General features: G+C 64.3%; 22 protein-coding genes. 8 read left to right on the top strand and 14 right to left on the bottom strand.

Features of this window, described 5'->3' with window-relative positions:
• Positions 1-8: 8 nt before the first annotated feature.
• The 12 genes from EC912_RS01520 to EC912_RS01465 all read right to left on the bottom strand — a co-directional run bounded on the left by EC912_RS01520 (position 9) and on the right by EC912_RS01465 (position 14,143).
• Positions 9-2,033 (bottom strand): type VI secretion system Vgr family protein, encoded by a 2,025-nt coding sequence (locus EC912_RS01520; protein ID WP_132141381.1) that lies wholly within the window; start codon positions 2,031-2,033, stop codon positions 9-11.
• A gap of 40 nt (positions 2,034-2,073) precedes the next feature.
• Positions 2,074-2,463, bottom strand: coding sequence for a DUF4280 domain-containing protein (locus tag EC912_RS01515; protein WP_132141380.1), 390 nt, complete (start codon positions 2,461-2,463; stop codon positions 2,074-2,076).
• On the bottom strand, positions 2,430-3,560 hold the full coding sequence (tssG, locus tag EC912_RS01510; RefSeq protein ID WP_132141379.1) for a type VI secretion system baseplate subunit TssG: 1,131 nt from the start codon (positions 3,558-3,560) through the stop codon (positions 2,430-2,432). Before tssG ends, EC912_RS01515 begins: the two co-directional genes overlap by 34 nt.
• Positions 3,545-5,344: a type VI secretion system baseplate subunit TssF gene (gene tssF / locus EC912_RS01505; RefSeq protein WP_165973462.1), complete on the bottom strand. Its 1,800-nt coding sequence runs from the start codon at positions 5,342-5,344 to the stop codon at positions 3,545-3,547. The genes tssG and tssF overlap by 16 nt, the downstream gene beginning before the upstream one ends.
• Positions 5,337-5,855: a GPW/gp25 family protein gene (locus tag EC912_RS01500; RefSeq protein WP_165973461.1), complete on the bottom strand. Its 519-nt coding sequence runs from the start codon at positions 5,853-5,855 to the stop codon at positions 5,337-5,339. The genes tssF and EC912_RS01500 overlap by 8 nt, the downstream gene beginning before the upstream one ends.
• Before the next feature lie 14 nt (positions 5,856-5,869).
• Entirely contained in the window at positions 5,870-6,364 is a 495-nt protein-coding gene (locus EC912_RS01495) for a type VI secretion system tube protein Hcp (RefSeq protein WP_132141376.1), read from the bottom strand.
• A 41-nt stretch (positions 6,365-6,405) separates the two neighbouring features.
• Complete coding sequence (gene tssC / locus EC912_RS01490) at positions 6,406-7,887, bottom strand: type VI secretion system contractile sheath large subunit (protein WP_132141375.1); 1,482 nt, start codon at positions 7,885-7,887, stop codon at positions 6,406-6,408.
• A gap of 44 nt (positions 7,888-7,931) precedes the next feature.
• A complete protein-coding gene (gene tssB / locus EC912_RS01485) occupies positions 7,932-8,417 on the bottom strand; it encodes a type VI secretion system contractile sheath small subunit (RefSeq protein WP_132141374.1) in 486 nt (161 codons plus the stop codon).
• Positions 8,418-8,453: 36 nt separating this feature from the next.
• Positions 8,454-9,485: an ImpA family type VI secretion system protein gene (locus EC912_RS01480; protein ID WP_132141373.1), complete on the bottom strand. Its 1,032-nt coding sequence runs from the start codon at positions 9,483-9,485 to the stop codon at positions 8,454-8,456.
• A 146-nt stretch (positions 9,486-9,631) separates the two neighbouring features.
• Positions 9,632-11,344 (bottom strand): single-stranded-DNA-specific exonuclease RecJ, encoded by a 1,713-nt coding sequence (gene recJ / locus EC912_RS01475; protein WP_132141372.1) that lies wholly within the window; start codon positions 11,342-11,344, stop codon positions 9,632-9,634.
• On the bottom strand, positions 11,341-12,261 hold the full coding sequence (locus EC912_RS01470; RefSeq protein ID WP_132141371.1) for a phosphoglycerate mutase: 921 nt from the start codon (positions 12,259-12,261) through the stop codon (positions 11,341-11,343). Before EC912_RS01470 ends, recJ begins: the two co-directional genes overlap by 4 nt.
• A gap of 4 nt (positions 12,262-12,265) precedes the next feature.
• Entirely contained in the window at positions 12,266-14,143 is a 1,878-nt protein-coding gene (locus tag EC912_RS01465; protein ID WP_132141370.1) for an ABC-F family ATP-binding cassette domain-containing protein, read from the bottom strand.
• Positions 14,144-14,336: 193 nt separating this feature from the next.
• Between EC912_RS01465 and EC912_RS01460 the strand changes: the two genes are divergently transcribed.
• The 6 genes from EC912_RS01460 to EC912_RS01435 all read left to right on the top strand — a co-directional run bounded on the left by EC912_RS01460 (position 14,337) and on the right by EC912_RS01435 (position 18,933).
• Positions 14,337-14,681 carry a hypothetical protein gene (locus EC912_RS01460; RefSeq protein WP_132141369.1) on the top strand — a complete coding sequence of 115 codons (345 nt, stop codon included), beginning with the start codon at positions 14,337-14,339 and terminating at the stop codon, positions 14,679-14,681.
• 262 nt (positions 14,682-14,943) lie between these two features.
• Positions 14,944-15,987 (top strand): agmatine deiminase family protein, encoded by a 1,044-nt coding sequence (locus EC912_RS01455; protein WP_132141368.1) that lies wholly within the window; start codon positions 14,944-14,946, stop codon positions 15,985-15,987.
• A gap of 25 nt (positions 15,988-16,012) precedes the next feature.
• Positions 16,013-16,903, top strand: a complete 891-nt coding sequence (locus EC912_RS01450) for a carbon-nitrogen hydrolase (RefSeq protein ID WP_132141367.1) — start codon at positions 16,013-16,015, stop codon at positions 16,901-16,903.
• A gap of 31 nt (positions 16,904-16,934) precedes the next feature.
• Positions 16,935-18,167, top strand: coding sequence for a TraB/GumN family protein (locus EC912_RS01445; RefSeq protein ID WP_132141366.1), 1,233 nt, complete (start codon positions 16,935-16,937; stop codon positions 18,165-18,167).
• A 77-nt stretch (positions 18,168-18,244) separates the two neighbouring features.
• Positions 18,245-18,565, top strand: a complete 321-nt coding sequence (locus tag EC912_RS01440) for a c-type cytochrome (RefSeq protein ID WP_132141365.1) — start codon at positions 18,245-18,247, stop codon at positions 18,563-18,565.
• 17 nt (positions 18,566-18,582) lie between these two features.
• On the top strand, positions 18,583-18,933 hold the full coding sequence (locus EC912_RS01435; RefSeq protein WP_132141364.1) for a c-type cytochrome: 351 nt from the start codon (positions 18,583-18,585) through the stop codon (positions 18,931-18,933).
• Positions 18,934-19,037: 104 nt separating this feature from the next.
• On the opposite strand, the gene EC912_RS01430 is transcribed toward EC912_RS01435, so the two are convergent.
• Positions 19,038-19,646, bottom strand: a complete 609-nt coding sequence (locus EC912_RS01430) for an NfuA family Fe-S biogenesis protein (protein ID WP_132141363.1) — start codon at positions 19,644-19,646, stop codon at positions 19,038-19,040.
• Between the two features lie 139 nt (positions 19,647-19,785).
• Here EC912_RS01430 and EC912_RS01425 point away from each other — a divergent pair, with 139 nt between their 5' ends.
• Both EC912_RS01425 and EC912_RS01420 read left to right on the top strand, forming a co-directional pair.
• Positions 19,786-20,127, top strand: a complete 342-nt coding sequence (locus tag EC912_RS01425; protein WP_132141362.1) for a 4a-hydroxytetrahydrobiopterin dehydratase — start codon at positions 19,786-19,788, stop codon at positions 20,125-20,127.
• 1 nt (position 20,128) lies between these two features.
• Positions 20,129-21,541: a CPBP family intramembrane glutamic endopeptidase gene (locus EC912_RS01420; RefSeq protein WP_132141361.1), complete on the top strand. Its 1,413-nt coding sequence runs from the start codon at positions 20,129-20,131 to the stop codon at positions 21,539-21,541.
• Positions 21,542-21,558: 17 nt separating this feature from the next.
• On the opposite strand, the gene EC912_RS01415 is transcribed toward EC912_RS01420, so the two are convergent.
• Positions 21,559-22,503, bottom strand: a complete 945-nt coding sequence (locus tag EC912_RS01415) for an RluA family pseudouridine synthase (RefSeq protein ID WP_132141360.1) — start codon at positions 22,501-22,503, stop codon at positions 21,559-21,561.
• Positions 22,504-22,670: the final 167 nt, after the last annotated feature.

The following is a 22,670-nucleotide window of genomic DNA, read 5'->3' as shown; positions in this document are numbered from 1 at the left end:
CTCATTAATCAGGAGGGATGCGAGGCGTTGCCATCGCTTTCGTCGTCGGGCCGCCTCGGCGATACCGGAGCGCGTGGCGCCACCGTCTTGGGAGAACGCGCGCTGGCGGCTGTGGACGCACCTCCGCCGTTGATGGCGACGCCGGCCGATCCGTCGATACTTACCTTCGTGCCGTTGATCGCCACACCCGAGGCGTCCAGAACCAGCGAACTCGTACCCACGCGAAGGGTCAGCTTCGTTCCGGCATCCAGCGTGATCGATCCACCCGACTTGCCATCGATATCCGCGCCGCTGGCAACCGCGAGACTGGCGCCGAAGCTGATCTGGCCCTCGCCCGATACATCCAGCGCCATGCCCTTTCCGACGCGGCCGACCTGCTGACCGCCGATATCGATGTGCGCATCGCCGTCGACCTTGTCCAGACGGGCTCCCAGCGTTTCGCGATGCGCATCGCCACACGTGCGCGTGAAGCGATGGCCTTCCACGGTGCAATGCCGTTCGTTGCCGACGTAAGACAATGTGTCGTTGCGAACAATGGTCGCTTTGTCGCGGCCCGCATGGATCAGCAGCCGCTCGGCTTTCGCGCGATCGTCGAAACGCAGTTCGTTATAGACCTCGTCGCCACTGAGCGAGCGGGATCGAAAGCCACTGCGGGATGCCTCGTCGGGCAATGTGTACGGCGGCTGTTGCCCCGCGTTGTATACGCCACCCGAAATCAGGGGGCGGTCCGGATCGCCATCGAGGAACGTTACGACAACCTCCTGCCCCACGCGGGGCAGGAACATGGCGCCCCAGCGCGCACCCGCCATGGGCTGCGCGACGCGAATCCAGCACGAACAATCGCCCGAGGCCTCGCCGGCACGGTCCCAATGGAACCGGACCTTGACCCGCCCCTTGCTGTCGACCACCAGGCTTCCCTCCGGCCCTCCCACCACCATGGCGGTCTGCGCGCCGGCAATGACGGACTTTCTGCCGGCAGGCGCGCGAAATGGCCGTGTCGCGCGAAGTGCGTCGAAGGAACAAACGATGCGCGCCATCGCTACCGACCCACTGGCCGGAGGCGGGCATTCGATCCGGTAACGCGTGCGTGTCAGTACGTAGCGTCCGTTCTCCTCGTCGAAGGGATGGCCCGTCAACGCGAAAAGTCCACCGGCGACAAAGTCCGTCGCCTGCGTCACACCGACGGCCCGCCGAGCCGCGACGTTCAAGGCATCCAGACGCCGACGTGCCTGCGCTTCGCCGTCCGTCCTGGTCCGAAAATCGCCGGGATGCTCGTAGCGCTCGTACGTGCCGTGGGCTTCCTCCGGCAGCGCATCCGCACCGGTAACAACGACGGCGGTTTCGCGACTCGTCGCATGATCGAAGGAGAAATCGACCAGCGCCATCGAGGTGGTCGTCACCTCGCCATGCGACCGCCATGCGTGGATCGTGTCGTCGGCCGGGCCCCCGTCCGCCGCCCAGCGACGCGACTCGCCTCCCGCGAGCGCGGGATGCGCCACGGGCGAATCGACGAGAACCAATTGGTCGCGAGACGGTGTTTGCCTGAAGAAATAGTAGATACCGGCGGCGGCGAGGAGGCGGCTTACGAAATCGAAGTCGCTCTCGCCGTACTGCACGCAGTAGTCCATGGGGGTGTCGTCGGGAACGCACTCCCATGCGAATGTCGCGGGATAGGCCGAAAAAACCTCGTCGACGATCTGCACCAGCGTCTTCCGCTGGAATATCCGGCAGTCGCTGGAAAGGCCCAGCAGCCAGAGCCACGAGCGCAGCGTGAACCGGTAAAGCGCATGCTCGCCCTGCCACCCCATATGCACGATCGCCGCGACGACGCCTTGAAAGTCGCGATGCGGTCGTTCGTCTCCGCGCAGCTCCACCCTGGCGGACGTTCCCAGCATCTGTCCGAATACGACATCGCCGCCGTTGCCCAGCACGACCGCGTGACATTCCGACGGTTCGCTCAGGCCCTCGGTGGCCTCGAGTTCGCATACGCGTAGCGGCGACGGCATGCCGTCCAGCGCCAACCAGCATTCCATCGGTCACCCCGCCCCGGCCAGAGTCTTCCGTATCCGGCGGTCACGCGACATGCGATCGCACCGTGCCGGGTGAAACAATACGGATGCTGCCGCCCCAGGTGCACAGACAGGTCGATGTGGCGTCGAGCGAAGGACTCCCCGCTGTCGTCGCGCCCAGCGCACCCGGCATCCACGGTGTGGACGTCGACGGCACGCACCCTCCGGGCGTCGGAACGCCCATGGCCGCCACCGTCGCTGCGACGACGACTGGATTGGCGGGACAGCGACACAGACCGAATGAGGAAATGTTGGCGAGTGGAATATGGTCGCGGATGTTGGCGGCGGGTTGGCCTTCCACCTGTACGCGACTGATGGGCGACACGGTCAGCACGCCGGGCGACATCCCGAACGAGCAGCTCAACGTGGCACCGGAGACGACTTGGGCAACCATGATTTTCCTGCGTACGTGACAAAAGAAGAAGATCGATAAGGGGACAGACCGACGGGTTCTTCGTCGATCGATTCGACAGCGGCATCGTTGGCGGCGTCAGTGCCGCGCATCGCGGCGGCGTGCCGGACGGAGTCGACGACGAAGACGCCACGGCGACTGCCTTCGCGCCGCGACCACAGCCACGACGCGCGCCCGAGGGGAACCGGATCGCCCAGGCGGATGCGCGGACACGATGCGTCGTCGATCAACAGGACGGCTTGCCATTGCATGCCGCCATCGACATAGCGGTTCACGGTACGGAACAACATCCGTCCATCGTCGCCACCCGGCAGAAGATCGCGATATGCCGACCAAGCCATCGGCCCCAGACGCACCCGGAATCCGTGCTGGGTATTCCAGCCGCGTCGTCCAAGTATCGACGTCACACCGAGGGATGCCGGTCTGCTGCCTCCTGCGAACACACGGTCGCCGGTCGCAAGCAGCGTCCAGCATCCGGACAAGGGCTCGATGGACGCGTCGACTTGCAACCGGTCGCGCAACCGACGTTCGAGGTCGTCGCCACTCCGCCGCTGGTCGCAGCATTGCAGCGGGTCGGCGCGCGCGACATTCGACGGATCGCCGGCAAGGGCGGCGACATAGCCCGCGAACCTGTCCCGCGACACCCTTCCGCGCGCCCCGGGATAGGGCCGCACCTCGGACCATGCGCGATAGAGCAGCGACAGCAGGCGATGGTGAAAGATGTCCAGAAACGCCGCCATGGCGTCGTCGTGGGCGATGCCGCGAAGGAGAACTTCCTCGCTGAGATGCAGTGGCATCGGCCCGTTCGCGCCCGTGAGACCGAAGAAAACGACTTCAAGTCGAGGTGCTGCATGGGCGCGACGGCGAAGTCCGCGTATGGCGTTCGCTTCGAATGCGACGGAGACAGCCTGCGTGAAACGCACGGGGTCGTCGTCGAGGCGACGCGACGTTCCAATGGAGGGGGCCGATGGATGCGCCGCTTCCAGCCATCGGAGCGCAGCGAAGAAGTCGTAACGCCACGGCGTACGCTCAAGCGCATCGAGCACGCCCGCCATGGTGGGCTTTACAACAGGACGCATCGCCCTGCCCTTGCTGGCCACTCTGCCACGCGTCCGCGACGCGTGGTTTCCAGAACCGTCTCGGTGAACGTATTCAATGCGGCATAGCGCGCGAAAAATACTTCGAGTGCCGCTGCGGCGAGGCAAGCGCCCACGCTTTCACAGGCATCGTCATCCAGCGTCAGGAGCAGTCGCAGCCCTCTGGCAAAACTGACCGGCCCGGGCCCGGGCGCCCGTCTGAACGCCGGCTCGGAACGCAGACCGCGGATACCGTCGATCAGGCGGCCGGCTGGCGCGTTCGCCCCATCGACCTGCGAACGCAGCAGATCGCGCAATGCCGCCGCGCCGGCTTCCGCATCGTCGCACGCCAGTTGCAGATAGCTTCGCGATACGTAGGCGAGCGCATGCCACAACTGGCGGTCGGGCGGCGGGGGGCCCATCGCGCGCGATGGGCCCGCCATGCACCGGACACCGCGTACCGGTCCGCCCGCATCGAGGACGAACGTCGCGCCGCCACGGTGCGCCATGGCATAGGGCAATGCACCGTTGGTACACCACGCAACGATACTCAGTTCGCCCATGCCCGCAGGCTCTGCCTGAACACCGGATTCGACGATGCTTATGAATGTGTCGCTGTGACGATACCCCGCCTGATCCATATCGCCGCCTGCCGCCATGCGTGGCGAACGACGTATACGGTAATAACCCGCGTCGTTATGAGTATCCGTTGCCGAATACGCGGGATGCAGTGGATGCGCGCCGGACCTGCCGTTGTGCCGCATATGCACCGATTCGATGCCGTACACATCGTAGTCGCGCGGTCGCGAGCGATCGACAACCACGCGAATATCGTCGGTTTTTCCGTCGACCAGAATACGCTCGGTGCGCTTGCGAAACAGATTGAGAACGGGCGTGCAGAACAACGCGAGACATTGATCGTCCAGAGTTTTCAGCAACGTACTCGCGCGACTGCCGACAGGTATATGAAGATCGAGCCTGTCGCCATGACAGGACCGCACCGCGGGTGCCAGACCGGCAAGACGGACGAATCGCCCACCCTGCGGGAAAGCAAGAAAATGTCTGAGCGTCCGTAACGCCGTATTGCCCCGATCGGGATAAATGTCGTCCTCGTCGGCGGGCGGCGATATGGAAAACGTGTGAATCGCGGCGTGCCTGTTCTCACCGGACATCGGTTCGTCGGCAGCCATCGCGTAGAAGACGCCGGCAGGACAGATCAACGCTTCATATAAGAAGTTTGCCACCGCACCGTTTCCGGGAATGAACAGGGGCAATTCATCGAGCGAAAGATCCGAGAACCGACATCCGGCAGCACAGCGCAGCCGAAGTCGCAATACCGACCCATGCAGCAAATCGATACCGTCGATGGCCAGCGGCCAGAGCGTCACATCCCGACTCGTCCGGAACTCGCAATCGCGCATCGCTTCCGCTGTCGCCCGCACCGGCGTGCCCATGGGAACCCGATAGCCCGCGGCAAGCGAGCGCTCGGCGATATCGGGCTCGAAACGCAGCACCGCCATCGACGGCACCATCGCCAGTGCCGAGGGATCGATCAGCGACAACAGATTTTCGGTGAACTGGGGGAATCCCGCATCCATCTGTCGCTGGATGCGAGCGGTAAGGAAGGCGAGACCCTCAAGGAGCCGCTCCACACCCGGATCCGCTGTCCGTTCGTCGTCCAGGCCAAGCCGGCTGGCCACGGCCGGGTAGGCACGAGCAAATTCGACACCACTATCGCGCAGAAAACGAAGTTCCTCCTCGTAGTGACGAAGCAGACCATCATCCATCCGTCGCGGCCCCGCGCGTGACCGCGACACTGACGGCACCGCTCTCGGTATCCCATATGGAACGAACACGGAACGGCACAGTTCCGGCGAGGCATCGACAAAGCCCCTCGATAACAAATACCAACCTTCCCGTCGCCGCATCCTGCGGCGCCAGGGGATAGACCCGCAGGCCATCCCGCAGGATGCGCGGCTCGAAGTCATGAATCGCACGTCGTATGCGTCGCGCGATCGCCTCCAGACTGATGCTGGAAACAACAACGCCAGCCATGCTTCCCAGTCCGTAGTTGAGCACCGAGTGGGTCACGCGCGGCAGATGCATGCCATCGAAACCGGCGCCTAGCCCGGATGCATTGAAAAGTGCCGACAGATCGCGTTGCAGTACGATCAGCTGGGATCGCCATCCGGCATCCCTTTCGTCTCCGGCGACACCACCCCTGAGACGGTCGAACAACAACTCGCCGCGACCGTAAGGAGTGCGCGCGAGTACGACCGGATCGTCATCGGGCGGCATCCGCCTGACATCCATCAGCCCTGGACACTATTGCGAAGATCCCACACCTTCGGCGTACCGACGATTTCCTTTTCGCCATTGCTCTGGTTGGTCTGGATCGAAAAAAGCATGAAACTAAGCTGGAACGATTCGACGGGCCTGCCCAGGCTTGCCGTGGAACTGAAATGACTGACCATCACGTCATGCATCTTCAACTCCATCACGACCCGCTGCTTATCCTTGATGCTGCCATCGAGAACACGCAGCGTGGCTTCGCCCAGCGAATCTCCACATAGCGACTGCATGAAGATGTCCGCCGATGCCTTGTCCGACCCTTTGCTGAGCAAGAGCTCCGACATCTGTCCCGTACCGATTGTGCGATTCTGGGTGCCTTTCACCATCGTCAGCGCCCGGCCGCTCGACATCGAATAACTGTCGACGAGAATCCAGTCCTCGTAACCTTTGATGCTGGAAGATCCTTTGATTTCCTTACCGAACTTCAGAACGATGTTGTGCGTATCGGAACTCATGACATGACCTTTCTGTAGGGTATTTCAGATAAACGGTCGCCTCACGACCGTATGGACGGAAGCCTGGACACGAGTCGAAGTGAAACGGTCAGACCTTCCAGTTGGTAGTGCGGTCGCAGGAAGAATTTCGCGCGATAGACGCCGGGGTTGCTTTCGTCTTCTTCGACATGGACATCCGCGCCCGCAAGCGGCTTGCGTGCCTTGTCCCGGTCGGTCGCCGTGGCGGGGTTGTGCTCGACGTAACGGCCGATCCAGTTGTTCAGCCACGTTTCCATATCGGCGCGTTCCCTGAACGTACCGATCTTGTCCCGCACGATGCATTTCAGGTAATGCGCGAAACGGCACGTCGCGAAGAGGTAAGGCAGGCGGGCAGCCAGATTCGCATTCGCGGTCGCGACCGGATCGTCGTATACCTGAGGGCAATGCAGCGATTGCGCACCGATGAACGCAGCGGATGCCGAATGCTTGCGATGGACCAGCGGCATGAAGCCGTTCTTCGCAAGCTCGATCTCCCGCCGGTCGCTGATGGCGATTTCCGTGGGACACGTCATGTCGATGCCGCCGTCGCCGGTGGGGAACGTATGCACGGGCAAACCGTCGACGGAACCGCCCGATTCGATGCCCCGTATCTGCGAACACCAACCGTAAAGGCTGAAGGACCGATTGATATTCACCGCCATCGCATAGGCCGCGTTTGCCCAGGCGTAGTTGCGTGCATCGCCTTCGGTCTCTTCCTCGAAGTCGAAGTCCTCCACCGGCTGGGTACGTGCACCGTAAGGGATTCGCGCGAGAAAACGCGGCATCGTCAGTCCGACATAACGTGCATCGTCCGAGTTCCGGAAATCGCGCCATGCTGCGTGTTCCGGCGTCTGGAACAGCTTGGCGATATCGCGCGGATTCGCCAGCTCCTGCCACGAATCCATCAGCATCACGGAAGGATCGGCTGCGGCGATCAGCGGGACATGCGCCGCGGCGGCAATGCGAGCCATCGAACGCAACAGTTCGATGTCCTGCGGTCCGTGGCCGAATGCCATATCGACAATCAGCGCGCCATAGGGCTCGCCGCCAAACTGGCCGTACTCGTGTTCGTAGATCTTCTTGAAGAGCGGACTCTGGTCCCAGGTAATGCCGCTGTACTTCCTGAGCTCCCGTGCAAGTTCGGCTTTGCCGATGTCCAGAAAACGAATCTTCTGCCGCTCGCCGGTCTCCGTGTTGGAAACGAGATAGTGCAGACCGCGCCACGCCGATTCGAGTGCCTGAAAAGTCGGGTGATGAAGGATGCGGTTGACCTGGGCGGATAGTCTCCGGTCGATCGCGGCGATAAGACTCTGGATGGTGTCGACCGCGTCGTCGTGCAACACCGGTGCCGCCGCCAGCGCCTGCTCGGCCAGCGTTCTCACCGCGAGCTCCATGGCCGCGAGCGCTTCCGCCGAACGGGGGCGCAACTCGCGATGCAACAACGACGTAAAGGTCGCCGCGTCCAGAGCGGCCATATCGTGGGACGTTTCTACAGTGTCGGTCATGCGGGGCGCCGCTCCTTCGGAAGCATGGGAATCGGGAGCGGACGTCACGGCAGCAGCGACTTCATGAGTTCGGGACGTCCGAGCAACGTCGCGACGAGCTCTTCCGCTCCGGCTTTGCCGTCCATGTAGGCGAGCAGGTTCGCCAGTTGCTCCCGCGCTTCCAGGAGCTGCCGAAGCGGCTCTACGTGCCGGGCGATGGCACCGGGCGAAAAATCGTCCATGCACTGGATATCGAACGACACCGCCAGCTCGCCCTCGCCCGCCAGTTCGTTGGGCACTCGCAGGTTCACCGCAGGATGGATGGAACGCAGCCGCTCATCGAAGTTGTCCATGTCGATGTCGAGAAATTTGCGTTCGGCCAACGGCAGTGCGTCGCCGCGCGGTGCGCCGGCAAGATCGCCGATCACGCCGGTCACGAAGGGAAGCTCTACGACGGCTTCCGCACCATTCAGTTCGACGTCGTATTCGATCTGGACGCGAGGCGGGCGATTGCGGGCGATGAATTTCTGACTGCTTTCCGTACGGGACATAGCTGGGCTTCCGTGGTTCGGTCGACGACGCGATCGTCAGGGGGTTTCCGCAACGCCAAGCGCGTGGCGAAATTCGGCGGAGTTGCCGGGAGCGAGTTCCGCGACGATGCCAAGAAAATCCTGACTGGCCAGACGACGTGCACGCTCGATCAACAGGGGAACCGGGCTGGATGGCTCGCATCGCTCGTAGTACCCGGTAATGGCATCCATGGCCTGCCGGACATCCACGCGCGACGCGCACATCACGCCACGGGGCATCGCCTTGGTCCCGGGAGCCGCATCGGGAATGTCGCGAGCATCGGGATCTTCTTTCGCCGGGCCCGATGCGCCGGCCACGGAGGCCGTGCTATGGGAGACGGCACGCAGAAAATGGTGCAATGGTTCGAGCAAGGCGCTGCCGCCTGCCCGATGTTCCAGAACGTGGGCAGCGACAACGACATCGTCGATCAGGCCATCGAGCAGCATGGCGAATGCATGGAATTGTCCGACATCGATCGATGCGCCCCACAGTTTTAGCGTGGCATGCATCTCCGGGGTTGTACGCCCGGACAGCGCGTCTCTTAAACGCAGTGGCGTGGACAGGGGATGTGCCGGTAGCCGCTGACGCCCCAGCGAAGCCAGTACGTCGGTCGTCGCCAGCGCGGCAAGTGCGTTGAGGCGGGCGATGGGGTCGTCGCCGTCTTCTTCGCACAGACGCGGATACATGCCCGGCCAGCGCTCCCTGAGCAGGAAGGCAACGATCTGAACACCCGCCGCGAATCCGCCGAGACCGTGGCGTTCCAGCCATGCCCGCGCCAGCCAGACCGCGACGCGCAAGTCGTTGGAGCGTTCCAGCAGTTCCAGGCAGGAGGTTTCGACCAGGAACCAGTCCACGGTGGGCGCGGCGAACACACGATCGCCGTATTGCACTTCGACACCACCCTCGATGCGAATGGACAGACGCACGAAGTCGGCATCCGATTCGAGGTCGCATCCATCGTCGCGCGTTCTCATTCGCTCGATGAGCGATCTGGCATCCGGTGCACCGGGGAGCGCGTCCGGCAACTCCGTATCGAAGCTGTCTTCCATTCGAGTATTCCGCTGAAAGTCGTCGCATGAAACGACGTTCGGAAGAATCTAACGGGACAGCCGGAAGCGGACTCTCAGACCAGTCTGAAAAACTCGAGGGAATTAAATCGAAGCGGCCGCGCTCCTACGGAAAGCTCACGGCTCTATCAGGCTTGCGGTTCCATATGTTGCAGCAACAGCCGCACTGACTCCCTACCCTGCCAGTCGTTGATCGACAGTTCGTAGGCCGCACGCATCCGCATCGGCGGCGGCGTGCCGTGATAGGCGTTGAACATCACGGCGTCGTGCACGAATCCCGAACGCGGATCGCGCAGTTGCAGGCGCAAATGGCGCTGCCCCATCACTTTCCACGATGCGCAGTCGAAGCTGTTCTCGAATACCGGTTGCGGAAAGCCCTGCCCCCAGGGCCCCGCCTGGCGCAGCTGGCGGGCCAGGTCCAGCGTATGGTCGTCCACGTCCAGCTCGCCATCGGTATAGACGATGGCCTGAAGCCGCTCGTCGTCGAGCTGCGCGCGGGCCAGCGTGTCGAACGCCTGTGCGAACGTGTCGAAATCCGCCATGCGCAGACTCAGCCCGGCGGCCATCGCATGGCCGCCGAAACGCAGGATCAGTCCGGGATGACGTGCGTCGATCTCGGCCAGCGCATCGCGGATATGGAAACCGGGGATCGATCGTGCGGACCCGCGCAGTTCGTCGGTGTCGTCGCCCGCGGGAGCGAAAGCAAGCACCGGACGATGCAGTTTTTCCTTCAGCTTCGATGCCACCAGACCCACGATACCGGCGTGCCAGCCCGGATCGAACAGAGCGACGCCTATCGCATCGATGTGCGCGGCGCGGGCGACCATCGTCTCGGCCTCGTCCACCATGCCAGCCTGCAGTTCGCGACGTTCCTGATTGATCGCGGACAGCTGCTCGCCGTAACGACGGGCTATCGCCGCATCGTCCGTCAGCAGGCAAGCGACGCCAAGCGACATGTCCTCGAGCCTGCCCGCGGCATTCAACCGGGGACCGACCGCGAAAGCGAGATCCGTCGCGCCGATCGTGGACAACGAACGTCCGCTGGACTCGATCAGCGCGACGATGCCGGCGCACGCGCGCCCCGCGCGCATGCGCTTCAGGCCCGCATCGACCAGCACGCGATTGTTGAAATCCAGCGTGACCAGATCGGCCACCGTACCCAGCGCTACCAGATCCAGCAGCGATTGCAGATCGGGTTCGCTTTCACCGAATGCGCCCGCGTCGCGCAAGGCGGCACGCAGCGCCAGCAGCAGATAGAACATGACGCCGACGCCCGCGAGCGCCTTGCTCGGAAAACCGTCGCCGGCGAGATTGGGATTCACGATCGCATCGGCATCGGGCAACGTATCGCCCGGAAGATGATGATCCGTAATCACGACGGCGATGCCGCGCGCCTTTGCCGCGGCGACGCCGGCGACGCTGGCAATGCCGTTATCGACGGTCACGATGACGTCGGGCGTGGGGTCCAGCGATGCGACCAGCGCTTCGCTCAGCCCATATCCGTGCACAAAACGATTGGGTACGACGTGCGCCACATGACGTGCGCCCAGCATGCGCAGGCCGCGCACGGCGACGGCCGTCCCGGTCGCACCGTCGCAGTCGTAGTCGCCCGCGATAACGATGTGGCGGTCGGCACGGATCGCTTCGATCAGCAACGATACCGCTTTGTCCATGCCGCCCAGCAGCGACGGCGCGAGCAGACGCGCGAGACGATGCTCGGCACCGTCGGGAGTTACGACACCCCGCGCGGCATATACGCGCTGGATCACCGGATGCACATGGAGCGGCCAGTCGCGGGGCTCGGCCGCCAGCGGACGCTGGCGCCACTGCTTCGCGGTCATGCCTTCGGCGTCCTGCGCCAGAAGCGCAGACGATGCGCGGCGCGCAGGATGTAGCGTTCGCCGCTGGCGAACGACAGACGTACTTCGCTACCGCCAGCCTGAAGGCGCGTGGCAATCACCGGCCACCAGTCGCGTTCGAAGGACGATAGCTGGGTGTCCTGAAGATCGAGCAGCGTAAAAGCGGCATCGTCCGTTGCAGCCGACCTGGGATCGCGCCCGACGACATCGACGCCCGCACGAGCCGCAAGCGCCCAGACGAGAAGATCGTCGCTCACGACGCGACCGAGTCCGCTTTCCACCCAGTCGGGCAATGTTCCGCCACCCCATAGCCACACGCTGTTGACCGGCGCGACGCCTTGCGCACGACGCGTCGCATTCCACGGCTCGTTGTGCAGGACGACCTGGGCTTCGTTGATCAGGGCGCGCCAGCGACGGCCATCGGTGCCTTGCGGCAACTGTTCGAAGAGATCCGCGCCGAGCGCTTCTTCCGGTTCGGGAAAATGCGGCAGGTCGACGTAGCGCGGCACTTTCAGCTGCCAGTGCTCCGCATCGCCGACACGCAGTTCCATTCCTTCCGCACTGAAGGTCTCGGCAAGTGCGGCGACCAGCGTCGCTGCGTCGTCCGGGCGCAATCCGAGATTGCCGCAGGCAAGCAGGCGCGCGCCGTTGAGTTCGGGTTGCACCCATGCCGGATCGGCGCACAGCCAGAGCGCATCGCCCGCGTCGCCCGCCACCAGTTGCCGGATCAGGGCTGCGACGGGTAGCGGGCCATCCGGCCAGCTGAAATGCTCGCGCAATGCCGCGACATAGCCGGGCTCGGCGTCGCGCAGACGGGTGCCGCGAGCCAGCCATTCGCGCAAGTCCGTCGCCGACGCGTAACGATCGCGCGGCGGCAGCAGGACGTGCAACGCACTCACGGCGTCATGCCTCGATCTGCTCGAGGAGACCCATCCACTCGGCTTCCAGTTCTTCCTTTTCGCGACGCAGGTCGCCCTGCCGCTGTCCGAGCTTCATCAGTTCGCCGGTCGGTCCTTCATAAACGGCCGGGTCGGCGAGCTTGGTCTGAATGGTATTCAGTTCCTTGTCGAGCGTTTCGACGAGCGCTTCGATTTTCTTTATGCGCGCACGCAGCGGCTTTTCTTTCTCGCGTTGTCCCGCACTGGCCTTGCGCCGATCGCGATACGACGCACCGGGCGGCGTGGACGACGTGGCCGCCGTCGTGCGCGTGGTGGCGCGGCTGCGCAGCCATTTTGCGTAGTCGTCCAGATCGCCGTCGAACGGCTCGACCGTACCGTCGGCCACACGCCAGAATTCGTCGCAGACCATGCCCAACAAATGACGATCGTGCGAGACCAGCACGAGTGCACCATCGAATTCGGCCAGCGCATCGGCCAGCGCTTCGCGCATGTCGAGATCGAGATGGTTGGTCGGTTCGTCGAGCAGCAGCAGGTTCGGCTTGTCCCAGGCGATGAGTGCCAGCGCCAGTCGCGCGCGTTCGCCGCCGGAGAAATCGTCCACCGGCTCGAAGGCACGGTCGGCCGGGAAATTCCAGGTACCGAGGAAATCGCGCAGCGCCTGGGCGCCGACGCCGGGGGCCTTTTCCTGCAGGTGATCGAAAGGACTCGCGCCTTCGCGCAGGCTTTCGACGGTGTGCTGGGCAAAGTAGCCGATCCGCAGATCGCGATGGATGGCGCGCTCGCCCGACAGCGGATCGAGATCGCCGACCAGCGACTTCACCAGCGTCGACTTACCCGCGCCATTCGGACCGAGCAGACCGATGCGGTCGCCCGCTTCCAGTCCGAAACCGACATCCCGCAGTACGAGGTGATCGCCATAGCCGGCATCGACATGATCGAGGCGAAGCATCGAGGTCGGCAGCTTTTCGGGCTTGGCGAACGAGAAGCTGAAACCGCGCTCCGCACGCACGGCTTCGGTGCCGGCGAGTTTTTCGAGCCGCTTCACGCGCGACTGCGCCTGCTTGGCCTTGCTGGCTTTCGCCTTGAAGCGGTCGATGAACGACTGCAGATGGGCACGTTCGGCCTGTTCGCGCTCGTGCGCGACCTGCTGCTGGCGCAGATGTTCGGCGCGCTGGCGTTCGAATGCGGTGTAGTCGCCGGTGTATAGCTTCGCCGTGCCGTCGTGCAGGTGCAGCGTGTGCGAAATCACGCCATCCATGAATTCGCGGTCATGCGAAATGACCAGCAGCGTCCCCGGATAGCGACGCAGCCATTCCTCCAGCCAGAGCACGGCATCGAGATCGAGATGGTTCGTCGGCTCGTCGAGCAGCAGCAGGTCGGACGGCGCCATCAGAGCGCGCGCCAGGTTCAGACGCACGCGCCAGCCGCCCGAGAACGAGGCGACAGGCCGTTCGTGGGTCTCGGCGGGGAAGCCCAGGCCATGCAGCAGACGGCCGGCGCGGGCGCGCGCGTCGTAACCGTTGAGCTCTTCTATACGGATATGGGCCGCGGCCACGGCTTCGTGATCGCCGGCCGCTTCGGCTGCCGCTTCCGCGCGCAGCACCGTCGCCACTTCGACGTCGCCACCCAGGACATACTCGATCGCCGGGTCCGGCAGCGCGGGCGTTTCCTGATCGACGGCGGCCAGGCGGATACGCGACGGCATGTCCAGATCGCCAAGCTCCGGCTCGAGTTCGCCCTTCAGCGCGGCGAAAAGGCTCGATTTGCCGCAGCCGTTACGGCCGACGACGCCGAGGCTCCACCCGCTCTGCAGGGTGACGTCGACGTTGGAAAGCAGCGTGCGGCTGCCACGCCGCAAGGCGAATTGGCGGAAGGAGATCATCAGGGGTCGGAATGGGCGAGAACAACGCCCATGATACCCCGCCCGTGCCACCGGCCGGATTTTTCCCGGTTTGCGGCAGAAAACGCGACGGGCGCCACAACCGCGAGAACCGCTACGCGGCGCCCATGGCGCATGCACCCTACATCTGATACAACGCTGCGGCAGCGCTGCGTGGGGAGCGCGGAGAGCGGACATGTTGAAGTTCAAGCCTTTTGTTTCGACGATCGCCATCGCGGCGGCTCTGGCCAGCGCGGCCGCGTTCCAGACCGCGCATGCGGATAGCCTGCTGATGAAGCGTGTCCAGCAGGAACAGGGCATGGACCTTCCGAAGAAGGGCATGAGCATGGCCGACGTCGAACGCCGTTACGGCGCGCCGGTCAGCAAGCTCGACCCGCGCGGCGGCGGCAGCAAGCAGCAGCCAGTCATCAATCGCTGGGAATATCCCGGCTATATCGTGTATTTCGAGCGTAGCCACGTGGTTCACACGGTGCTGAATACGCCGGCGGGGAACAATACGAATCCGGGCCAGACGCGCTAAAGCGCCCTTGCAGGAGCCCGCTTCCGGGCGAAAGCCAACGGAGCGGAGATGCCATGCGTGACATCCGCAGCCCGTAGACCGGGCTCGCGGAGGTGAGCATCCGTCTTCTTCTCTCCGTTGGCTTTCGCCCGCAAGCGGGCTCCTACAGAAATTCGGTGCACCCGCCGCTCCGGGCATCGCCCACTCCAAGGCTTTACAATGCCCGGCCCCGGGCATTGCCGCGTGCCGTGCCGTCCCCATATCACGACGAATGACATCGCCCATGAGCCAAGACACCTTTCGATTGCCCGCAGAATGGGAACGCCAGTCCGCCGTGCTGATCGCATGGCCGCACGCGGATACCGACTGGGCCGAGCGCCTCGCCGAGGTCGAAACCACTTATGTGGCGCTGGCGACGGCGGTGACGCGTTTCGAGGACCTGATTGTCGTCGTGGCGGATGAGACGCTCGGCGTGCATGCCGAAACCGCGATGCGGGCGGCGGGGGCCGATCTGTCGCGCATCCGCTTCGTGCGGCTTCCTTACGACGATACCTGGCTGCGCGATTCGGGCCCCATCACGCTGGTCGACAACGACGGCAAGGTGCGGCTCAACGATTTCCGTTTCACCGGCTGGGGCGGCAAGTTCGGCGCCGAGCAGGACGATGCGCTGATCGCCGGGCTCGTCGATGCCGGCGTCTTCGGTAACGCGGGCCATAAGCGCATCGACTGGGCGCTGGAAGGCGGCGGTATCGAGAGCGACGGCGAAGGCACCGTGCTGACCACCTGGCGCTGCCTGGTCCAGCGTCACCCGGACGAATCGCGCGAGTCGATGACCGGCACGCTCGTCGATGGCCTGCATGCGCGCCGCGTTCTGTGGCTGGATTACGGCTATCTCGAAGGCGACGATACCGACGCGCATATCGATACCCTGGCGCGCTTCGCACCCGGCAACGGCATTGTTTTCCAGGCATGCGACGATGCGTCCGATCCGCATAGCGACGAACTGACGCGCATGGCCGGAGAACTGGCAGCACTGCGCACCGTCGATGGCAAGCCGTATACGCTGTATCCCCTGCCCTGGGCCCAGCCGATCGTCGACGAAGGTCGTCGTCTGGCCGCGTCCTACGCCAACTATCTGATCGTCAACGGCGCGGTACTGGTGCCCGCGTACGGCGATGCGGTCGACGACGAGGCCGCGCGCATCATCGGCACGGCGCATCCGGGTCGCGAAGTCGTACAGGTACCCTGCCGCCCGCTGATCTGGCAGAACGGTAGCCTGCACTGCATCACCATGCAGTTGCCCGCCGCCCTTTCCCCGACCGCGTAAGCCGCGACGCTAGGAGACCAAGAGAATGACCCGCAAGACACTGAAGGTCGCACTGCTGCAGGAAACCGACCGCGGCAGCCGGGATGCCAATCTGGATGCCATCGAAGCCGGCCTGCGCGACGCCGCGAAAGCCGGCGTGGAACTGGTATTGCTACAGGAACTGCACAACTGCCCGTATTTCTGCCAGCGCGAAACCGTCGATACCTTCGATCTGGCCGAAACCATTCCCGGCCCCAGCACCGAACGTCTGGGCAAGCTGGCCGAAGAACTGAAGCTCGTCGTCGTCGCATCGCTGTTCGAGAAGCGCGCCACGGGCCTGTATCACAACACCGCGGTGGTCTTCGATCGTTCGCGCGAGATCGCGGGCCGCTATCGCAAGATGCACATTCCCGACGATCCGGCGTTCTACGAAAAGTTCTATTTCACCCCTGGCGACCTGGGCTTCGATCCGATCCAGACCTCCGTCGGCAAGCTCGGCGTGCTGGTGTGCTGGGACCAGTGGTATCCGGAAGCCGCGCGCCTGATGGCGCTGGCCGGCGCCGATCTGCTGTTCTATCCCACCGCGATCGGTTGGGACCCGACCGACGACGACGCGGAAAAAGCACGTCAGCGCGACGCATGGATTACCGTGCAGCGCGGCCACGCGGTCGCCAATGGCCTGCCGCTGCTGGCCTGCAATCGCACGGGTTTCGAAGCCGATCCCTCCGGCGTGGGCAACGGCATCCAGTTCTGGGGCTCCAGCTTTGTGGCGGGGCCACAGGGCGAGTTCATTGCGCAGGCGGGAACGGACGGACGCGAACTGCTCATCGTCGACGTGGACATGGAACGCAGCGAACATGTACGGCGCATCTGGCCGTTCCTGCGCGATCGCCGCATCGATGCTTATGGCGACCTAGTCAAACGTTTTCGCGACTGACACCTACATATAAACAGGACGACCCGCGCGCATGAATGCCCACGAGACCGACGTAGCCCTGCCCCCTGCCCTGGAAGGCCAACCCATCGAACGCATGACGCGTGACGGCATCGAGTACGTGGTGCTCGGCACGGCCCACGTATCGCGCGCCAGCGTCGAAGCCGTCCAGGCATTGCTCGAACGCGAGCACTTCGACGCAGTTGCTGTGGAACTTTGCGCCAGCCGCGCCCACGGCATCCGCGATCCCGAAGCGTTCAAGCAAATGGATCTGTTCGAGGTCATTCGCCAGGGCAAGGCCGGCATGGTTGCCGCCAGCCTGGTGCTGTCGTCGTTCCAGAAGCGTCTCGCCGCCCAGTACGGCATCGAGCCAGGCGCCGAGATGAAAGCGGCGATGGACGGCGCGGACCAACGCGGTACGCCTATCTGGCTGGTCGATCGCGAAGTAGGCACCACTCTTAAGCGCGCCTGGCGCAGCGTCGGTTTTTTCCAGCGCTTCGGCTTGCTGGCCGGCATGCTCGGCAGCGTATTCGAGCGTGAGGACATCGCCGAAGCGGACATCGAGAAACTGAAACAGAGCGATCTGCTCGAAAGCGCTTTCAGCGAATTCGCCACCGGGTCCGCACCGCTTTACCGCGCCCTGATCGCCGAGCGCGACGAATACATGGCCGCGCGGCTGCGCGAGCATGCCGCACGGATGGATGTGGGCGAAGGCAAGCGCGTACTCGTGGTGATCGGCGCCGGCCACCTGAAAGGCATGACCGAACAGTTGCGCACGCAGCAGGCCGATCCGGCATCCACCGCCGACGTCCTCGCGCAGACGCCGGCGGCCTCGCCCTGGCCGAAATGGATCGCATTCGGGCTGGTTCTCGCCATTTTCGTCGCCATCGGCTTCGCCTTCCATCGCGACGCAAGCCTGGGCGCCGACGCGCTGAAGAACTGGGTGTTGTTCACCGGCGGTCTCGCCGCGCTCGGCGCGCTCGCCGCGGGCGGGCACCCACTGAGCATCGTCGCCGCCTTTATAGCGGCACCGCTGAAGCCGTTCCGCCCGGGCATCCCCGCGGGCGGCATCAGCGCCATGGCCGAGGCATGGGTGCGCAAACCGCGCGTGGTGGACTTCGAGAACCTGCGCGACCAGATCACCCACTGGAGCGGCTGGTGGAAAAACCGCGTGGCGCGGACGCTGCTCAACTTCTTCCTGGTCAGCATCGGGACCATCGCCGGCGAGTACATTGCCGGCATCCATATCCTGCGGAGTCTCATCTGAGTTGTCGCTGGTCCACCGCGACCTCTATACTTCGCGGGTTTTTAACCCGGTCGCGACCGGAACCGCAGGGATCACCAATGAAGCGATTGCAACTGCTTGGCCTGGCTACCGTCGCCCTGTGCGTCGCGGCTGGCGCCCATGCCGAAGGCGACAAAGCCCACGGCCGTGAGCTGGTCTATACGTGCGCCGGCTGCCATGGCGTCGACGGCTACCAGAACGTCTACCCGTCGTACAACGTGCCGCACATCGCGGGTCAGAACGAGCAGTACATCATCAATGCCCTGCACGAATACAAGACCGGGGAGCGCAAGCACCCGACCATGGGTGCACAGGCCCAGAGCATGTCCGATAAGGAAATCGAAGACATCGCCGCCTATCTTTCCAGTCTCGCCAAGTAAGTCGCCGAGGATTACGCATGAAACGTGCGATCACGTTGTTCACGTTCGGCGCCTTCCTGGCGCTGTCCACTTCTCAGGTTTTCGCTGCCGGCGACGTCGAGCGCGGCAAGACGAAGGTCGCCACCTGCGTGGCGTGCCACGGTCAGGACGGTAACGCTATCGACCCGCAGTACCCGCGCCTTGCCGGGCAGTACGCCAGCTACCTGTCCCGTGCGCTGCACGAATACAGGGATGGCGGCCGCGACAACGCCATCATGAAGGGCTTCGCCGCCGCGCTGTCCGACCAGGACATCGATGACGTGTCCGCCTACTTCTCGAGCCTGCCGACCAAGCTGGACGGGTTGGAGCATCATATTCAGGGCAATTGATTCATCGTGCCGCCGAATAAAAAAGCCCGCGCAAGCGGGCTTTTTTCATATCCGACGCCGCCACCAGAACCTGTGCCGTAACGCTCCCAGCTGTTGTAGGAGTGCTACCGGACTGCCGAGACGCCTTCGGCTTTCTCGTAGAATGGCGTCTTGCCGGTCTTGTGATCCGTGGCGTCCCGAACCTCGGTAATCTCCGGAATGCGTTCGCGCAGCGTCTTCTCGACACCCTGCTTCAGCGTGACGTCGACCATGCCGCAGCCGTGGCAACCGCCGCCGAACTGCAGGACCACGACGCCATCGGCGTCGACTTCCAGCAACGAGATACGCCCGCCATGCGATGCGACGCGCGGCGCGATCTCGGCTTCCAGCACATAACGCACGCGCTCGACGAGGCTGGCGCCCTCACCGGGTTCCTCGCCCTTGATGCGCGGAGCGCGGATATTGAGCTGACCGCCCGTGGCATTGGTTTCGTAATCGATGTTGGCCGGATCGAGCCAGCGCACGCTGTCACCGTCGACATAAAGATTGAAACCGTTGCATTCGACGGTCCATTCGTCGCCGGTCAGTTCGCCCGGCTCGCAGAACTCCAGTTCGCATTGCGCGGCAGGCGTGCCGGCCGACACGACGCGCAGGCGGATACCCAGTCCATCGCTGCCCTGCTGCGATAGCAGACGCAGGAAATGAGCTTGTGCCCGTTCGGAAATATCGATCATGGTTGCTCCAGAACAACGCTCCGGCACGCAGCCGGAGAAACAGCACCAGTTTAGTACGGATTCAATCTGGATGCGCCGCTTTGACATTTCAACGGCAACCTTCGACGCTTCGCATCCCCTTCGATGCCACGGACCGACCATGAGCGCCCACGACCTCGCTTCCCAGCACTGCCAGCCGCGCAAGGGCGCCGAACACGCGCTGGACCGCGCCCGTATCGACGAACTTCTGGCCAGCCTCCCCGGCTGGACCGTCTCGCCGGACGGCAAGGCGATCGTGAAGGATTTCCGTTTCGACGATTTTCATCGCACGCTCGGTTTCATCAACGCCGTGGGCTTCATGGCCAATCGCGAAGACCATCATCCCGACATCGAAGCGGGCTATGGCCATTGCCACCTGCTGTGGTCCACCCACGACGTCGGCGGCCTGTCGCTGAACGATTTCATCTGCGCCGCCCGCGTCGAGGCCCTGCTCGCCCGCTGACATGCGCATCGGCCGCGCGACCGCGCTGATCGTCGCCCTGCTGTTCGCGGCGGGGACACTTGCCCTCCTGCCCCGGCTGGCGGCGTGGGTCGTCGGTCGCGACGTGGTCGCCCAAAGCGAACGCGAGCGATCCGCGTACGAGCACGGCCGCTCTCCCTGGGAGTGGACCTTCCGATCCGCGGACGATCTCGTCGCCGGACGCGTATTCGGGCATGCGAGCGTCGCCGGCGGGACGGAGGGACTCGCCCTCACCGGCGGCGACGGCTCGCCGGTCGAGCTGGGCCTGCCCCTGATCCGCGCTGTCGACCTGACGCAACTTCCCCGGCTTCGTCTCGACATGTCGGCGCCGCCGGGCACGTCGCTAAGGTTCGCTGTGCGCGAACGACTGGATGGCCCGAAGGTCACGACCGACGCCGCGACCTTCGGCCCGGACACGGCGCCGCTCGTCGTACCGCTCTCCGGACTATCGTGGAAAGACGAGCAAGGCCACGACACCGCCGCGCCAACACGAGCCGCCATGTTCCGGCTGGTGCTGCCGATGGCGCCAGGGGCCGCGATCACCCTGCGAACCGCCACGTTCCAGCCCGGCTCGCCTCCCGCCCCCGAACTGACCCGAACCGTCGCGCTGCCGCCGGCAAGCGACGCCGAAACGTTGCTGCGCTGGCGCGACACGCTATGGGAGGGACAACCGACAACGATGTTCGGCCCGGCGACGACTCGTCTGCCGGTAACAGCGGTCAACGCCGGCTATCGGGACTGGATCGCGCTGGCTTTGTACCTCGCCGGACTCCTCTGGCTGTCCTGGCGGCCACCGGTGTCCAGGCCCGGCAAGACGCTCGAAGCCGTCGCTGGCGTACTCGGGCCCTTGTGGCTGATCGCGGGCATGCGGCTCGATGCCCATCCGTCCGTGCCTGCGGCGGTCTGCTTTGCCGCGGGAATCGTGTTCGCGGGCGCTCTGGCCGGGCGGCGACGGCTTCCCCCATGGACATGGCTGGGCTCGCCGATCGCCATAGCCCTTCCCTTATTGGCCATACCCGCTGCTACCTTGCTGGTGGCATTGCTCGGGCACGCCCCCGTGTGGCCGCCGGCGGGACGCATATTTCTTTATGTCGGGTGGGCCCTGCTTCAGCAGTGGCTGATGCTTGCCGTGACCGCCGCCCTGTTGGATCGCCTGCTGCCACGCCCGCTGACCCTCCTGGTCACGGCGTTGACATTCGCGCTGCTGCACACGCCGAACGGCTCGCTGATGCAGCTCTGTTTTATCGCCGAACTCGGCTGGGCCTGGTGCTTCCTGAGATATCGCGCACTTCTGCCTGTCGCCCTGGCCCACGCGGCCAGCGCGGTGCTGTTGCAGGCCGGGCTGGCGGGTGGCGTGTTGCGCTCACTGGAAGTGAGCGCACGATTCCTCAATTAAAGCTTGTCGAGGAACAATTAAAGCTTGTCGAGGAACGCTTTCAGTTCGTCGGGCAACGGCGAGGAAAAATCGTACGACCGGCCATCCAGCTCGAAGCTCATCCGCGACGCGTGCAGGAACATGCGTTTCAGCCCCTTGGCGCGAAATTTCTTGTTGGCTTCTTCATCGCCATATTTCGGGTCGCCCGCGAGGGGATGACCGATCGACTGGGCGTGCACACGGATCTGGTGGGTACGGCCGGTACCCAGGATCGCCTCCATCAGGCGGGCGCCCGAGTACTGTTCCAGCTCCCGGAAGAAGGTCAGCGACGGCTTACCGGCGTCGTCCACCCGCACGATCCGCTCGCCGCCGTGGAGGACCGACTTGAGCAGGGGCTGGTTCACATCGAATTTGGCCTTGCGCGGGTGACCGACCATCAGGCACATGTACTGCTTGGTCACCTCGTTCGCACGGATCAGTGCCTGGAGCCCGGTCAGGCCGGCGCGCGTCCGGGCGAACACGAGTACCCCGCTGGTATCGCGATCGAGGCGATGGACCAATTCCAGGTGTTCGTTCGGGCGCGCGGCGCGCAGGAGCTCGATCGCGCCATGGCTCACGCCGCTACCGCCGTGGGCGGCAATGCCGACCGGCTTGTCGATCACGAGGAAGTGCTTGTCCTCGAAGATAATCGAGTCGGTCACCGCACGGACCATGCCCGAGGGAGCCGCTCCCGTGGATTCCTTTTCGGCAATTCGTACGGGTGGAATTCGCAGGATGTCGCCCAGCGCCAGCCGTGTGTCGGGCTTGGCCCGTTTGCCGTTGATACGCACCTGGCCGGTCCGGAGAATCCGGTAAATCAGGCTGCGGGGAACGCCCTTCAGCAACGTGAGCAGGGCATTGTCTACCCTCTGCCCGTCGCGCTCGGGACCGATTTCCAGCTGCCGCACACCTTGGGCGCCGTCGAGGGAAGTTGCCGTCTGCATTGATAAAACTCGAAATTGATAGGATACTCGGCGAGCGCCAAGCCTCGCCTGCGGAGTACATCCCTCGTGGGGCGCCCGTCCGTCGCGTCGGCGAGGATTGCGCCGTACCCGCCCTGAAGGCGGCCGGTCGCAGCTCCCTTTCATCGTAACGGTTCGGGTCGCTGTTG

Source organism: Luteibacter rhizovicinus (assembly GCF_004342265.1).
Lineage (GTDB): Bacteria > Pseudomonadota > Gammaproteobacteria > Xanthomonadales > Rhodanobacteraceae > Luteibacter > Luteibacter rhizovicinus_B.
Note: the sequence above shows the minus strand (reverse complement) of the source record. Positions and strands in the feature narration are given on the sequence as shown.